Annotated in this window: 11 protein-coding genes; 4 read left to right on the forward strand and 7 right to left on the reverse strand. The window is 38.3% G+C overall.

What is annotated here, in order from left to right; genetic code table 11:
- Positions 1-48: 48 nt before the first annotated feature.
- Positions 49-3,144 (reverse strand): efflux RND transporter permease subunit, encoded by a 3,096-nt coding sequence (locus BK585_RS13715; RefSeq protein ID WP_078554021.1) that lies wholly within the window; start codon positions 3,142-3,144, stop codon positions 49-51.
- Positions 3,141-3,599, reverse strand: a complete 459-nt coding sequence (locus tag BK585_RS13720) for a MarR family winged helix-turn-helix transcriptional regulator (RefSeq protein WP_078554023.1) — start codon at positions 3,597-3,599, stop codon at positions 3,141-3,143. The genes BK585_RS13715 and BK585_RS13720 overlap by 4 nt, the downstream gene beginning before the upstream one ends.
- 308 nt (positions 3,600-3,907) lie before the next feature.
- Between BK585_RS13720 and BK585_RS13725 the strand changes: the two genes are divergently transcribed.
- Together BK585_RS13725 and BK585_RS13730 are read left to right on the forward strand one after the other, a co-directional pair.
- Positions 3,908-4,498, forward strand: a complete 591-nt coding sequence (locus BK585_RS13725) for a chloramphenicol phosphotransferase CPT family protein (RefSeq protein WP_078554024.1) — start codon at positions 3,908-3,910, stop codon at positions 4,496-4,498.
- 51 nt (positions 4,499-4,549) lie between these two features.
- On the forward strand, positions 4,550-5,428 hold the full coding sequence (locus BK585_RS13730; protein ID WP_078554026.1) for a GNAT family N-acetyltransferase: 879 nt from the start codon (positions 4,550-4,552) through the stop codon (positions 5,426-5,428).
- 100 nt (positions 5,429-5,528) lie between these two features.
- On the opposite strand, the gene BK585_RS13735 is transcribed toward BK585_RS13730, so the two are convergent.
- The 3 genes from BK585_RS13735 to BK585_RS13745 form a co-directional block, all read right to left on the reverse strand.
- Positions 5,529-6,053, reverse strand: coding sequence for a 5' nucleotidase, NT5C type (locus BK585_RS13735; protein ID WP_078554028.1), 525 nt, complete (start codon positions 6,051-6,053; stop codon positions 5,529-5,531).
- Positions 6,054-6,072: 19 nt separating this feature from the next.
- Positions 6,073-8,262, reverse strand: coding sequence for a DNA topoisomerase III (locus tag BK585_RS13740; protein ID WP_078554030.1), 2,190 nt, complete (start codon positions 8,260-8,262; stop codon positions 6,073-6,075).
- Between the two features lie 68 nt (positions 8,263-8,330).
- Positions 8,331-8,828, reverse strand: a complete 498-nt coding sequence (locus tag BK585_RS13745; RefSeq protein WP_078554032.1) for a L,D-transpeptidase family protein — start codon at positions 8,826-8,828, stop codon at positions 8,331-8,333.
- Between the two features lie 128 nt (positions 8,829-8,956).
- Between BK585_RS13745 and BK585_RS13750 the strand changes: the two genes are divergently transcribed.
- Positions 8,957-10,774, forward strand: coding sequence for a dihydroorotate dehydrogenase (locus tag BK585_RS13750; RefSeq protein ID WP_078554034.1), 1,818 nt, complete (start codon positions 8,957-8,959; stop codon positions 10,772-10,774).
- 298 nt (positions 10,775-11,072) lie between these two features.
- On the forward strand, positions 11,073-12,782 hold the full coding sequence (gene abc-f, locus BK585_RS13755) for a ribosomal protection-like ABC-F family protein (protein WP_078554036.1): 1,710 nt from the start codon (positions 11,073-11,075) through the stop codon (positions 12,780-12,782).
- Between the two features lie 82 nt (positions 12,783-12,864).
- Here abc-f and recQ read toward each other — a convergent pair whose 3' ends face one another.
- Both recQ and BK585_RS13765 read right to left on the reverse strand, forming a co-directional pair.
- The gene (recQ, locus tag BK585_RS13760) at positions 12,865-14,979 is read right to left on the reverse strand and encodes a DNA helicase RecQ (protein ID WP_078554038.1); all 2,115 of its coding nucleotides are present in this window, start codon (positions 14,977-14,979) and stop codon (positions 12,865-12,867) included.
- A gap of 101 nt (positions 14,980-15,080) precedes the next feature.
- On the reverse strand, positions 15,081-15,557 hold the full coding sequence (locus BK585_RS13765; protein WP_078554040.1) for a hypothetical protein: 477 nt from the start codon (positions 15,555-15,557) through the stop codon (positions 15,081-15,083).
- Positions 15,558-15,646 lie beyond the last annotated feature (89 nt).

Consider the following 15,646-nt stretch of genomic DNA (forward strand, 5'->3'; position numbering starts at 1 on the left):
AGTGCTGCAGCGGATATCAACCATCCTTGCAGCACCTTTTCGTATTCTTTAACGCTCTCTTTCTACTTCTTCATCCGCTTCATTGTATTTTTGCATCGCTAGCTTAAATTTCTTGCGAGAGTTTTTCATGCTTGATACTAAGCTATAAATAACAGGAATAACAACGAGTGTTAATAACGTTGAAGTGAATAATCCACCGATAACTGCAATTGCCATAGGAGCTTGTAATTCAGTTCCTTCTCCTGCACCAATCGCAAGTGGTAATAGACCTAGCATGGTAGTTAAGGCTGTCATAATAATCGGACGTAAGCGAGTTAAGCCTGCTTGAACAAGTGCTTCTCGTACAGCTAATCCACGCTCTCTTAGTTGGTTTGTGTAATCAATAAAGACAATCGCATTATTAACAACAATACCAACGAGAATAATAATCCCGATAAAGGCTGTAATTCCAAAAGCGTATCCGGTTGTCAGTAAACCTAAAATCACACCCGTAACCGCTAATGGTAATGTGAACATAATGATCAATGGCTGTACTAACGATTCAAATTGACTCGCCATAACCATATAAACGAATACAATTGCTAGGACTAAGGCCAGTAGTAAACTTGCAAAAGCCTCATCCATCATTTCCGCTCCACCTGCAACTTTAATCGTAAAACGTTCGGTATCAATGTTTAAATCGGAAATCATATCATCGATTGTTACCTGTACATTTCTAGAAACAGTTCCCATATCTTGCCCTTCGAACGTCGCACTAACAATAATTGAATCCTGCTGGTTTTCTCTGACGACGGTCACAGGACCAATACCACGAACCACTTCACCTATGTCCTTTAAGGCCACTTCTTCCCCTGTTTGAGTCGCAATCATAAAGTTTTCTATCGCTTTTTTTGAATTTGATACGTCATCCATTATGACTCGTACTTCCGTATCAAAAATCATTGCAGCTACTGTTCCTTGTAATGCTTGATTGACTGATGTTGCCACTTGATGTGCTGTGAGACCATATTTGAAAGCTTCCTCTTTATCAACAATGTATTGGTATTCCGGTTTACCATCAACTACACTATCGGTTACCGTACGAATTTCCTCTACATCAGCTAAGCGTTCGGTTAACTCTCTTGAATACTCTTCAAGTTGGTCTCTATCATTTCCTAATAACATGACCTCTATAGCATTTGGAGCCCCACTCATCGCTTCCATCGAGTTACTCACATTAAATGTAATCTCTGCTTCATGTTGGAGTGACTCTACCTTTTCTTCTATATCTGACATGACTCTTTCTGTTGCGCGAGTTCGTTCATCACTCTTAATGAGATTAATCGTTATGCTTCCTTGGTTTTCACCGCTACCTGTTGCCGCTGCCATAAAGGGATCAGAGTTCCCTACCGAAGTAGTGACGACATCGACTTCTGTTGCTGCTAATATTTCTTCTTCAATATCTTTAACGACCTCAAGTGTACTCTCTAGACTTGCTCCTTCTGGTAACTCGATATCGACAGTAAACATTCCTTCATCCTGTGATGGCATGAATTCTGTTCCGACTAGCGGAGCGGCTGATATCGAACCTACAAAGATAACACCAGCAATAAGCAATGTTACGAGTCTATGGTTTAGCGCCCATGTAATCATAGATTTATAGATTCGATTTTCTTTTGGTTCTTTGATTTTATCATGCTTTAATAATAATCCTCCCAATGTTGGAACTACCGTTAAAGCGACAGCCCACGAGGCAAGTAACGCAAACGTTACAGTAAGAGCAAGCTCTTTGAATAGCTCACCGACCATTCCACCAACAAAAACAATAGGAAGGAAGACAGATAATGTAGTTAGCATCGAAGCTGTTACCGCACCACTTACTTCTTTCGCTCCTTGTACAGCAGCTTCTTTTCTAGACTTTGTTTTTCCTAAATGGCGATAAATATTTTCTAACACGACTATCGCATTATCAACAAGCATACCGACCCCAAGTGCCAATCCACCTAAAGACATAATATTTAACGACATCCCGGAGAAAAACATCAGTATAAACGTTGAAATCACCGAAAACGGAATGGCTACACCTACAATAATTGTCGCTCGAATTGAACGTAAGAATACTAGAATCACAGCGACTGCAAAGATACCACCAAAAATTAAGGCAAGAGAGACATTGGATACCGATTGCTGGATAACATCGCCTTGGTCCATCGAAACCGCAAATCGAAGTTCACTATGATTCTTTTTAATAGAATTAAGACGGTCTTGAACACTATTTGATACCTCAACTGTATTAGCGGTTCCTCCTTTTTGAATGCTAATCAAGAGGCTTTCTTTTCCATTTGTTCTTGCCATTGAAGCAACATCTTTAGGCACTATAGAGACATCAGCTACATCTCCTAGTGTGACAACCTCTAACTCTTCTCCTGGTATGATGCTAACAGGTAGCTCCTGCAGTGCATCAATAGATTCTACCTTGGCTAACACACGAAGATTTAGCTTTTCTCCACCTTCTTCAATAATCCCACCAGGGAACGTTAGGTTGTTTCCTTGAATCAATTGAACAATTTGTTGCTGTGATAAGTTATACTCACTTAAATCCTCTTCTTTTAAAGACACTAAAATTTCTTCTTCAAAACCACCAATCACATTGACACTTGCTACACCATCCACCGTTTGTAATTGTGGTACGATCACTTCATCAATCATTTCTTGAAGATGAGCTACATCATCCCCATTAGAAATAGCAAACTGAATAATTGGCATCATCGTCGGATCAAATTTTACTATCATTGGTTGTCCAACACCATCTGCGAGCTGGACTAACCCAAGCGATGTGCTTAAATCCTCTCTTACTTCAGAAATGTTCGTCCCCCACTCATATTGAGCAATGATTAGGGACGAATTGGAGCTACTTCTCGACTGCATCGTTTGCAGACCAGAGCTTGTTCCAACTACATCCTCAATGGGTTTGGTCACCATTTCTGCGACTTCTTCTGGTCCTGCGCCTTGGTACGTTGTCATGACGGCCACAACTGGTGGGTTTATATTTGGCATCAAATCTAGCTTTAATCCTGTTAATGAAACGAATCCAAGTAATAGGACTAGAAGCATCATCATGATGGTTGTTACTGGATTTTTTACGGCATACTTCGAGATATTCATTCTGACTTCTCACCCTCTGTTTTTATAATGATGGTTGTTAACTTTTCAAATACAACGACTAACTGCTCTAGCTCTATTTCCTCAAGCTGAGTCACATACTTCTCCATAATTTCATTTCGTTTATTTTCAGATTTAACGAGAATCTCTTTTCCTTGTTCTGAAAGAGCAATATAAACCACTCTTCTATCCTTATCATCCCGCAATCTCTCTACATACTCATGCTTTACTAAACGATCAACCATGGCTGTAATCGCACTTGGCTTTACATTCAATTCATTTGCCAAATGAGAGGATGTTATTTTCTCATTTTTTGAAAGTAGATTTAATACATATAATTGTTCAGGAGTTAAACCGATTTCCATTTGCTCCACAATTTTTGGTCCTAACTCTTTCATCATCCGATAAAAACTATTATCTAACCGTTCAATGTAACGATATAACGTATCTTTATCCATGAATTCCAACCTTTCTATTAAAATACTTCACCTAGTGAACTATTTATTTCATGTGTTTAAATATAAATGACGTGAACTATAAATGCAATGAAATTTATTTGTCTAAATTGTGACATTTACACTTTGGATATAGTGTTAATTCCATTATGTTCATCCCCACCCGCTCTAAGACCGGGTTACAATATTTTCTGTGGTAACTATGGAATTTAATGTTAATATAAGAGGATATCTATTAATGATTGATAGACTAAAAAGATTGAATGCTTTAAAAGCGAAAGGAATCGAAACAATCGGAAGGAAACAAGACTATGAATAAAAGTAAAATAATCTTTTTAAATGGGACTTCGAGTTCTGGGAAAACAAGTATTGCTAAAGAGCTAGAAAATGTCTTACACGAGCCATATACTTATCTTGCTATAGACCATTTAGCAGGTTTTCTTGAAAGTTACTTACCAGAAGGGTATACCCCTAACAAACAAATGCATGATACTAAGATGGTTGAGGCTTTGCATTTTGTCAGAGCTTCAATGATTTCTTTATTTCACCACTTTATAAAATCGTTAGCCATTTTAGAAAAGAACATCATTGTTGACCATGTCATCTTAGAAAAAGACTGGTTACAGGAATGTGTTGAATTATTATCGAACCTTTCCGTTACGTTTGTTGGAGTACACTGCCCATTGGAAGAACTGGAACACAGGGAAAAAAATAGAAGAGATAGAATGGTAGGACTTGCAAAATCACAATTTGAACTTGTTCATAAACATTTTATCTATGATATCGAACTTGATACTTCTCTCTTAAACTCCAGAGATTGTGCACTCGAGATAAAAAACACTTTAAATAAAAGTACAACTTTTACTGCCTTAAATCAATTAAACGATTTATTAAGGACTTAATTTATTAGAAAACCTTTAGATTTAGTTAAATGTAGTTAGGGGAGATTGTTAATGAAATATAGATATAAAACGTTTGATAGTTCTTTTTACGATACCGTTTGTGATTTTTTAATCGAGTTATCAAAAGATGACCGCAACCATATCAATTGGAATTGGGCAAGGTGGGAATGGATGGTGTTCCATCCCGAGTTTGATAATAGTTTGGCAGACAAAATCGGATTATGGTTTTATCATAATGAATTGGTAGGTATGACAACGTATGACCATTTCTTTGGTGAAGCCTTTTATGCAGTTAAGAAAGGCTATGAAGAGCTCGAAAAAGAAATATTAAAATATGCTATTACAACCTTTAGTAACGAAAATGGCTTAGGCATTGCCGTTAATGATACTGATAGTCATACAAGAGATTTATTGCTTAGTTATGAGTTTGTTAAAGATAAAAACACTGAAAACATACTTGAGAATATTTTTGAGGGAAGACGTTTTGATTACACCCTTCCTACAGGGATAGAAGTACGGAATCTTGATATCAAAAATGATTTGTCTAAGCATCATAAAGTATTATGGGAAGGATTTGAAAACGAAGGCGATTTGCCTCTTGATGAACAAACTATTGATAAACAAAAAAGAATGTTATCAGCGCCCCATTTAAACTCATATCTGCATGTAGTCGCAGTGAATGAGGATGGTGTCTATGTTGCTTACTGTGGATGTTGGTATAATCCCAAAACTGATTATGCTTACATAGAACCTGTTTGTACAGTTCCTCAATACCGTAAAATGGGAATTGGGAAAGCATTAGTTTTGGAAGCATTAAAAAGATGTCATTCCGAAGGTGCTAAGAAAGCATATGTTATTTCCGATGCTCCTTTTTATAAATCATTAGGCTTTGTTCAACATTCTCACTATAATTTTTACTGGAAAAAATAAAGGGGGAGCGTTAGTTAAAGAGGCGTCTATAAATCAAAGGACTTAGAGAACTGAACATCTCTAAGTCCTTTTTGTTATGAATAATACTGTGAGCCTGTTTTCACTTTAGAAAATAATCTCGTACTTCTTGCCAGTTGTTTACTCGTACATACTTTGTTTCATTCACATTATGCGGTGATGTAAACAGAATTCCTTGCCCCTTAAAATTCGGGAAATGTTTTACGTTATCATCGATTAAATAATCAGCATTAATGATGCTTTTATCGCCACAAAAGACAAAATTCAAATCATTTAAAAACGGAAAGTGCTCTTTCAGCCATTCATATTTCGCTGTAAATGAGGTAGGGTATTCCATCGCTGCCGTTGTGATAAATATCTCATATTTCCCCATCAGCTCTTGAATGACCTCTTGACTGTCTTTCATCACCCCTAAGTCTCGAAAAAAGTTGGGTTCTCTGTAAAAATTACAGATGTCCTCGACTCGTTCTGGTCGTAAATGCCTTAACTTATATCCATGTAAATCTTTAAGAGTAAGTGCTTCATTAAACGTATCATTGTATCGTGTCAGTTGTTTGGGAATGATGTCTGCTATCACTTCATCCATATCAATCGCAATTCGTTTCATCTTTACTCCTCCGCCACTGTTATTTATCAAGCTTGAGCTTGGCTAGAGCTTCAGCTAATGCTGGATTAAATGGCTCTTCTTCCGTTTTGTTTTGTTTCTTTAAATATTGATTGACATCACGCTTTGACGCTTTTGTATTTTTTTCCTTTTGTTTTCGTTCGTTAAAAGTGGAGAGCTTTTCTTTATGACCACATTTACATGCAAACACCTGGCCTTCGCCTTCTCCTCGAAGTTCTAGCTTTTTCTTACAAACGGGACATCGTGCATTGGTTACTTTGGCGATGTTTTTACGGTAGCCACATTCTCGGTCCTGGCACACACGCATTTTTCCCTTTTTCCCATTCACTTCAAGAAGGAGCTTTCCACAGTCAGGACATTTGCTTCCTGTCACATTGTCATGCTTGTACTTCTGTTCACTTTGTTTAATTTCTTGAACGACCGTTTTTGCATAGCCTTTCATTTCTGTAATAAAGGCTTGTTTTGATAGTTTGCCTTTTGAAATTAAATCTAGCTTTTGTTCCCACTCGGCTGTTAACGCCGGTGTCCGTAAATCAGAAGGTACTAATTCCAATAGTTGCCTTCCTTTAGACGTAATAAAGATGTCTTTCCCCTTTTTCTCAAGTAAAAAGCTACTAAAAAGCTTTTCAATGATATCTGCTCGAGTTGCTACCGTTCCTAGTCCACCAGTTTTCCCGATTGTGGTGATTAAATCCTTTGTTTCTCCTTGCATGTATTGAACTGGATTTTCCATCGCAGATAGTAACGTTGCTTCATTAAAACGGCCAGGTGGTTTCGTTTCACCTGTTGTTTCCGTAAGCTTGGTAATGGATAAGCTCGTCCCTTTTGCAATGTCTGGAAGCGTTTGTTCTTTAATATCGTCAGAATCCTCATCCGTATTGTGCTCATATATCGCTTTCCAGCCAAGGGAAATCACTTTTTTTCCTTTTGCTTGAAAGGACTCTCCCGCGATTTCAGCTTGAATCGTCGTTTGTTCAAATTCAAACGGAGGAGATAACACAGCTAAAAAGCGTTTCACGACAAGGTCATAAATCTTCCGTTCCTTATCGGATAAGCTTGGTAAGCTCGCTCTTTCTTCTGTAGGAATTATCGCATGGTGGTCAGACACTTTGCTATCATCGACAAATGATTTATTCGCCTTAATTGGTGTTTTTATTTTAGCAACAAGTCCTGCATATGGCCCCACACTACACCCTCTTAAGCGGTCCCCTAGTGTTTCCACCAAATCAGACGAAAGGAACCTAGAATCTGTTCTTGGATAGGTTAGCACTTTATGGTGTTCATACAGCTTTTGCATCGTTCCTAACGTTTCTTTTGCAGAGAATCCAAAAATTTTATTAGCGTCCCGCTGTAATTCCGTTAAATCATATAATGCTGGGGCAAAGCTTTTCTTCGGCTTTTTATCCACGTTGATAATCGTTGCCTTTTGATTCTTCACTTTGGCTACTACTCGTTCTATCACTTGTTTATCAAACGTTCGATGTTGCTTTGATTTTTTGTCTTGCCACGTTAACAAGATGTTGTTCTCTGTTTTAGCTGTTAGACCGTAAAATGGTTTCGGTTTAAATTCGTTGATCTCCTTTTCCCGTTGCGCAATCATTGCCAGAGTTGGTGTTTGAACCCGGCCACAGGAAAGTTGGGCATTGTACTTTGTCGTTAGCGCTCGAGTGGCATTAATGCCGACAAACCAATCAGCTTCCGATCTCGCTACCGCTGAATGATACAGGTTTTCATATTCTTTTCCGCTTTTTAAACGTGAAAACCCATCTTTAATTGCTTTGTCCGTGACAGAGGAAATCCAAAGTCTTTTTAGCGGTTTATTAATTTTAGCCTTTTCAAGAATCCAACGAGCAACCAGTTCTCCTTCTCGACCAGCGTCTGTCGCAATGACAATGTCTCCAACATCTTGGCGGTGAAGCTGTGTTTTTACCGTTTGGAATTGCTTTCCTGTTTTCTTAATAACAACAAGTTTCATATAAGAAGGCAACATCGGTAAATCCTCTAGTTTCCAAGCTTTATATTTTTCATCATAAGCTTCTGGGTCGGCAAGCGTCACTAAGTGTCCTAACGCCCAAGTCACGACATAGCGGTCCCCTTCAAAAAATCCATTTCCTTTTTTATGACACTGTAGTACACGAGCAATATCTCGTCCTACAGATGGTTTTTCTGCGATTACAACCGTTTTTTTCATCAAAACATCCTTTCACAATTTCCTATAAGTACTATACCATAGTTCAATTCAAGGATGCATGAAGGGACTTACGGTCTTATTCTTACCGCTGTGCCATTTGGTATCGTTCTAGCAAGTTCTTCAACATCGTTATTATACATCCGGATACAGCCTCTTGAGACAGCTTTGCCTATTGAAGAAGGATCATTCGTTCCGTGAATCCCGTAATGTTTCTTCGATAAGGACATCCACATCGTCCCAAATGGCCCTCCTGGATTGGGGGCTCGATTTACAACCACAAAGTCTCCAACTGGGGTTTGATGAAGAATTCTGCCAACAGCAATCGGATATGTTTTAACATAGGTTTCATTCTCATATAAGGTCAGCGTACGATTTGAAATCGAAACTTCAATCGTGTAAGGAATCGTATCTGGATTCGGTAGACCAGGAATATAAATGGCCTGACCTACATAAATCATGTTTGGGTCACTGATTTGATTGACGTTGACTAATGTTGCAAATGGGACACGGTAATCTTCTGAAATTGACCAAAGCGTTTCTCCTGGCCGAACATGATGGTAGTACATAACACTCTCTCCTCTTTTTTTAAGATAGTATATGTGCCTAACACATAGTAAGGAACTGGAAATAAGACTTTTCGACAAATCATTGCTCTGTTACACTTAGAAAAGAACATTACAATAGAGGTGACCTCATGCCAGATTGGTCTTATCATAGTTTATTTAAACCGTTACTATTTACCTTACAACCAAGGATCGCACGAGATTTAACACTTCGTACAATGAACACGATGTGTCAGATGCCCCTTGGAAACAGCATCATCCAATTCATGGGACATACAAGTCCTAGTAAACTAATAAAACGAGAAAGCAACAATTTAGACTATCTTTCCCCTGTTGGTTTATCAGGTGAGTTAGATAAACAACAAATCGGGACAGTCCCCCTATCCAAACTCGGCTTTGGGTTTATTGAAATTGGTCCGATTACTCTTGATGAAATCGGCGAAGGACAGATTACGAGAGTTGTAGAAAATGAGACCATTACCTATGAAAAACACTTTGCCAACATCGGTGTCGAGAAGACGCTCGCAAATCTAGAAAAGCATTCTAGTAAGATTGATATTCCGATACATATCCGCATTACCCACCAACCGAACCTAGATAAACAAAGGGCAATGAGGGAAATGGCAGAACTCATTGAAAAGCTCGATCCTTTTGCTGATATACTAGTCATCCAAAGCGACTATCACTTTGAATTATCGCGAAAAAGTGGAAAACCAGTGATGATTTATCTATCTTCTCAGGACGAGATAATCCTTCCTCAGAACATTGGTGGAGTTGTTGTTGGGGGAGATTCTATAGAAGGACTTAAAGAAATGGTCGCAACCATCAGAAAACGAGATTCTGACCTTCCTATCATTACAAATGGTTGTGTCATTGAACCTAATGATGCAGTTGAGCTTATACAGCGTGGGGCAACTCACGTGATGTTGCATGAGGGATTTGTATTTTCTGGTCCTGGACTACCAAAACGCATTAATGAATTACTGACACATGTATCGATTCCAAATGAAAGAGAAAAAGAAAGCCTAGGATGGATTTCTCTCGCTTTAATGGCCGTCGGTATTTTTATCGGTGGTGCCCTTGCTACGCTCGTTGCGTTGACCGTTGTGATTCTCCCTTACGATGAACAATTTTTGGGTATGTCTAGAGAAGAGCTCCTCTCTATCTCAGAAAACATTATAAAATTTATGTCCCATGACCGCCTTTCACTTGCTGGTGTCATGTTGAGTACTGCTATTATCTATTGGCAACTTGCGATTTTTGGTGTCCGACGAAATAAACACTGGGCCAAAGTTGTCTATAGTGTCGGTGCCATTTCAGGGTTTTTGAACTTGTTCTTATTTTTTGGATTTGGGTACTTTGATAAGCTTCATGCTGTTTTTTATTTGCTATTGCTGCCATTTTTTATCTTTGGATATAAATATTCAAACACAATGGAACTCGGCGAGAGCTCTACCAATCGCTTTAATTCAAAAGCATGGAAACGCTCACTATATGGTCAGTTTATTTTTATCGTATTAGGCGGATTATTAATTATTGGTGGCCTTGTCATTTCTTTTATTGGCACACAAGATGTGTTTGTAAAAGAAGACTTAGTGTTTATCGGAATGACGATAGAACAAATAGCAGCCATAGATGATCGCTTAATTCCACTCATTGCCCACGACCGTGCTGGCTTTGGGGGCGCACTCATTTCAAACGGCCTATTACTCTTTCTACTATCGCTTTGGGGATTTAGAGAAGGACAGCGTTGGATATGGTGGACGTTGTTTCTAGGAGGGCTTCCAGGACTTATTTATGGCTATGGGGCACACCTCTTAATCGACTATATGGACCATTATCATTTATCCCCTGTTTACCTTTTAATTGTTTTATATGTTGCTGGTCTTTATCTTTCTTGTGGATTTTTCTTTCATAAGAAAGATGACAACCCGTCTCTTCAAGCATAGTTTTTTTCTTGACAGATTCAATTGGCAAATTTATACTTGTTGTAACTACTGAAAGGAAAAGGTAATTTGCCCATGTGGAATTAATCTCATGTTTAGGATAATCACTCATTTGTATAACACATTGAGAACCTAGAGACGGGATTGATCTACACATTTTACCGATCCAAGTCATGTACTTGAATACGTGAAAAACATGTTTGCTATTTATGCAACCATGTTATTTGATCAACCGCTCTCCTGGATAGAGCGGTTTTTTTGTAATTCAATTCCGTCTCAAAAAAAAATTGAGGTGGAGTTTATGAACGTCATACAAGTAAAACATTTGCACAAGCAATTCGGCGATAAAGAAGTTTTAAAGGATATTCATTTTACAATAAGAAAAACTGATAAAATTGGATTGGTTGGTTGGAACGGGACAGGAAAATCAACGCTCGTCCAACTTCTTACAGGTGCACTTGAACCTAACCAAGGTACCATTTCAAAATACCCTCCTACTTTGTCCATTGGGTATTTACCCCAAGTAACTGATGCGGATACAACAAAAAAAGAAATAAATAATCGTTATTTACAAACAATCAGTCAGTTACGGGTACATCATGTACAAAACGAAACGTATGCAAGTGGTGGGGAAAGACTAAAGCTTGCTCTTGCTGAAGTTTGGGCAACAAACCCAGAAATGCTTATTTTAGATGAGCCGACAAACCATTTAGATGTTGATGGATTACGTTGGCTAATTAAGCAAATCAATCAGTTTGATGGTCCTGTTTTGATGATTTCACACGACCGCTATTTTCTAGATGAGACCGTGACTCTTATTTTTGAACTAGAAGACGGGCAATTAACGATTTATGAAGGAAATTACTCGGCGTATCAAGCGGAAAAACAAAGACGACGCCAGCAACAAAGTCGTGATTATACGAAGCAACAGCGACACATTGACCAAATTGAACAGCAAGTATCTACACTTCGACAATGGTCTGCAAAATCACATCGAGATGCTGGTAAAGGACGTACTCCTTCAGAAAATAAGCAAATGGGATTAAAGGAATATGAACGGGTTAAAGCAAAGAAAAAAGACAACCAAATTAAGTCCAAATTAAAACGCCTTGAACTTGAGTTGTCTAAAAATAAAATTGAAAAACCAAAAGAAGACCCTAGCATTTACTTTTCCTTTGAAGCCTCAAGGAATCGTGGAAAACGAATCGTAGAAGCAACAAACCTTACAAAAACATATGGCTCACACACTTTATTTTCTCAAAGTCACTTTTATATCAAGCATGGAGAAAAAGTCGGTTTACTAGGAACAAATGGAGCGGGAAAAACGACATTTATCAAGATGCTTTTGCAACATGAAGAAGTAACATCTGGTTCCTTATGGAAAAGTGATTCGTTGCGTATCGCTTATTTAAATCAGGATATATCTAATATACCGTTAGAAAAAAACGCATTAGAATTTATCGATATCACGGAACGAACAGCCATTGCCAGAGCGAGAACTCTGTTTGCAAACCTCGGTTTAAAAGAGGAAAAACTCCTTACCCCTTTACACACCTTAAGTTTAGGAGAGCGAACAAGAGTGAAGTTAGTCAGTATGATTATGATGGATTACGACCTTCTCATCTTAGATGAACCTACCAATCATTTAGACCTACCAAGCCGTGAACAGTTGGAGAAAACGTTAGAATCGTATAGAGGAACGTTACTTATTGTTTCTCATGACCTCTATTTAATCGATAAAATTTGCGACAAGCTTCTTGTTATAGAAAATCAACGAATTTCAAGAATTGAATCTGGTTTGCACGAATATGAACAGTCTAAAAAAGCTTCCCATGAGCCTGACAAAAAGTCTGTTATCGAAGAACTCTCCCTACTAGACACAAAGATTTCCGAGCTATTAGGAAAAATTAGTATGGCACTTCCTGGCAGTCCTGATTATGTCGAGCTTGACCATGAAATAACAAGGTTACTACAAGACAAAAGAAAGCTTCAAGAAAGAATTAAAGGATAGAGGAAAGACATAACACGTTAAAAATAAGTAATTGTAGAGGCCGAATCAAAAGATTAAAACTTTTGTCTCGGCCTCTATTATATTAATTTTGTTCGGCAAGCTGTTGCAGCGTGTACCGTATTTCAAAATACGTAACTTCGTCTGGCAATTCCTCTTTTATTGGCTTTAAGCGCTCAGCCCCTACTTTTTCGATTGCAGCTTTAATTAAGGGTTGATGCTGTTCGTTTATAAATTGTGACAGGTCGATGTCCTCTCCACTATCTTTACATTTTTCGAGATGGGTTAAAATCGTTTCAACTGAACTTTCACGTTGTGTTGCAATGTCTCCCGGCGTTAACCCTTGCCTAAACAATTCTAATGTAATGAGATGGCTTGGAGTTTTGGGTTTCATGCTTTGTTGAACGGATGCTAGTTTTGGTTCTGCTTCCTTCTTTTGGTCCTCAAACGGTTGTAAGAAGGCTAAAAGCGCTTCCCCATACTTCACTAATTTTTGCTCACCGATTCCATGAATTTGTAATAACTCCTCATTTGATAAAGGAATGATTTTGCTCACTTCCCGAAGTGTCTTATCCGAGAAGATAACATATGGCGGAACATTCGCTTCCGTAGCCAGTTCTTTTCGCCACTGTCGAAGTTCTTCAAAGATATCGTTATTCGCCTGTACCGATGTCTCTTCTCTTCGTTCACGCTTAAAAACCAGTTTTCCCCCTTTTAACACTTCGACTGCATTTGTTGTAAGTTTAACCGTCGGGTAAGCTCCCTCGCTTGTTTGTAAAAATTGTTCGGCCACTAAAAAATCAATTAAAGCAGCTACATTTTTCGCAGACCAATGTTTTAGCAAACCGTATGTGGACAGCTTATCGAAACGAAGTGACGTTACTTTCTGATTTTTAGACCCTGTAAGGACTTGAGCAACAAGCGTTCTTCCAAAAGCTTCATTCATCCGTTTAACACAAGAAAACACCATTTGCGCTTCTTTTGTTAAGTCAATAGATTCTGTATCATCCGTACAATTAGAGCACTTGCCGCATGGCTCAAAAATGTCATTGAAATACCGTCCAATGTATTGCTGTAAGCAGCCATCGGTATGACAGTAGTCAACCATTTGCTGAAGCTTTTTATATTCAAGTCCTTTGCGTTCCTCCGCGATTTCCGACTGCTCAATTAAGAATTTTTGAATGCGGATATCATCTGCTGAGAATAGAAGGATACATTCACTATCTACTCCATCACGACCGGCACGACCGGCTTCTTGATAGTACGCTTCGATCGTTCGCGCTAGATTATAGTGAATGACAAAGCGCACATTCGATTTATCAATCCCCATACCGAACGCATTGGTCGCAACCATAACATTGATATCATCTCGCAAGAACGCCTCTTGGGAATCAGCTCTGTCATGTTCATTCAGGCCCCCGTGATACTTTCCTACCTTTATTCCCTTTTCTAGCAGCTTTTCATATAAAGCATCCGCTTGCTTACGGGTCGAAGTGTATATAATCCCTGAATCTAGTGAATGGTTTTTTAAATAATTTCGAACAAAGGTGAATTTATCCTGTCCCTTAACAACTTGTAATAGAAGGTTGTCTCGACGTGCCCCAGTGACAACCGTATTCTCATCCTCAATATGTAGATGTCTGCATATGTCTTCTTGAACTTGTTCGGTAGCGGTTGCCGTTAACGCTAAAATTAATGGTTTAGGCTGCAACGAATCAATATATGTTGAAATCGAACGATAGCTTGGCCTAAAATCATGGCCCCATTGCGAAATACAGTGTGCCTCGTCTATCGCAATCATCGTAATCTCGATTCTAGAGATCATCGATTGAAAATAAGAATCTCCTAATCGCTCTGGAGCGATATAGATAAGCTTATAATCCTCTCTCATCATTCTCATCAAACGGTCTTCTAACTCTTGTTGAGAAATAGAGCTATTTATATAGGTCGCAGGAATCCCCGCTTGATTTAGGGCATCAACTTGGTCTTTCATAAGAGAGATTAATGGGGAAATGACTAACGTTACACCAGGCATAAGCATAGCTGGTATTTGATAACAAATTGATTTCCCACCACCTGTTGGCATGATTCCTAAACTGTTTTGACCAGCTAGAACTCGTTCAACAATTTGCTTTTGGCCGTTCCGAAATGAAGGGTATCCAAAATAACGCTGTAACAGCTGTTCTGCTTCAGTAAGCATGGTTACTCCCCTTTCTCATTTTCACATAATAGAATCTACTATAGCACAAAAAGGCCCTTTTCTCTATGTAGAAAAGGACCCATTCTAGCAATCTTATCGTATTATTCTACTTCTTGCCAATCAATTGTGACGCCCCATTTATTTGCTAATGAATTTAATTCTTCTTCAAACTTGGTGTATAATTCCCCAGATTCATAAAAAAGGGAATCTGACTCTTCCTCTAACCCATCAAGCCAAGCTTGTTCTGCTTGTAAATGAAGAGCTAATGCTCGGTTATGAATTTCATGGATTTCTTTTAATTCTTCCTTTTCTATTTTGCTACTATATGCTTTTGACCTAGCAACGATTTCTTCAAGTTCTGGAATAACAGTTGCAGATAAAAATTCATTTAATTCTTCTTCCGTTTCCCCATCAAACTCAAGATAACTAATTGCAAGATAGTCATCTGTTAGCTGCTCCGTATCTTCTAAATACGTCATCATCGCATCTGTATTTCCAGTTAAATTCTGAAAAAGAAAATAGCCACCAATAGCTAGTACAACGATTGAAAATATCGTCGAGATTAATTTTTTGTTCATCACTTTTCTCCTATTATCAAAGTATTATAACTTTTCAAATATATCATAATTCGACCTATTTTTCAGCAGGAAATTAAACACAATCATAT

This window comes from Bacillus alkalicellulosilyticus (genome assembly GCF_002019795.1).
Lineage (GTDB): Bacteria > Bacillota > Bacilli > Bacillales > Bacillaceae_F > Bacillus_AO > Bacillus_AO alkalicellulosilyticum.

What these genes read in the sequence shown, in the direction of transcription:
- BK585_RS13715 (WP_078554021.1), bottom strand. Translation starts at nt 3,144, where the DNA reads ATGAATATCTCGAAGTATGCCGTAAAAAATCCAGTAACAACCATCATG.
- BK585_RS13720 (WP_078554023.1), bottom strand. Translation starts at nt 3,599, where the DNA reads ATGGATAAAGATACGTTATATCGTTACATTGAACGGTTAGATAATAGT.
- BK585_RS13725 (WP_078554024.1), top strand. Translation starts at nt 3,908, where the DNA reads ATGAATAAAAGTAAAATAATCTTTTTAAATGGGACTTCGAGTTCTGGG.
- BK585_RS13730 (WP_078554026.1), top strand. Translation starts at nt 4,550, where the DNA reads ATGAAATATAGATATAAAACGTTTGATAGTTCTTTTTACGATACCGTT.
- BK585_RS13735 (WP_078554028.1), bottom strand. Translation starts at nt 6,053, where the DNA reads ATGAAACGAATTGCGATTGATATGGATGAAGTGATAGCAGACATCATT.
- BK585_RS13740 (WP_078554030.1), bottom strand. Translation starts at nt 8,262, where the DNA reads ATGAAAAAAACGGTTGTAATCGCAGAAAAACCATCTGTAGGACGAGAT.
- BK585_RS13745 (WP_078554032.1), bottom strand. Translation starts at nt 8,828, where the DNA reads ATGTACTACCATCATGTTCGGCCAGGAGAAACGCTTTGGTCAATTTCA.
- BK585_RS13750 (WP_078554034.1), top strand. Translation starts at nt 8,957, where the DNA reads ATGCCAGATTGGTCTTATCATAGTTTATTTAAACCGTTACTATTTACC.
- abc-f (WP_078554036.1), top strand. Translation starts at nt 11,073, where the DNA reads ATGAACGTCATACAAGTAAAACATTTGCACAAGCAATTCGGCGATAAA.
- recQ (WP_078554038.1), bottom strand. Translation starts at nt 14,979, where the DNA reads ATGCTTACTGAAGCAGAACAGCTGTTACAGCGTTATTTTGGATACCCT.
- BK585_RS13765 (WP_078554040.1), bottom strand. Translation starts at nt 15,557, where the DNA reads ATGAACAAAAAATTAATCTCGACGATATTTTCAATCGTTGTACTAGCT.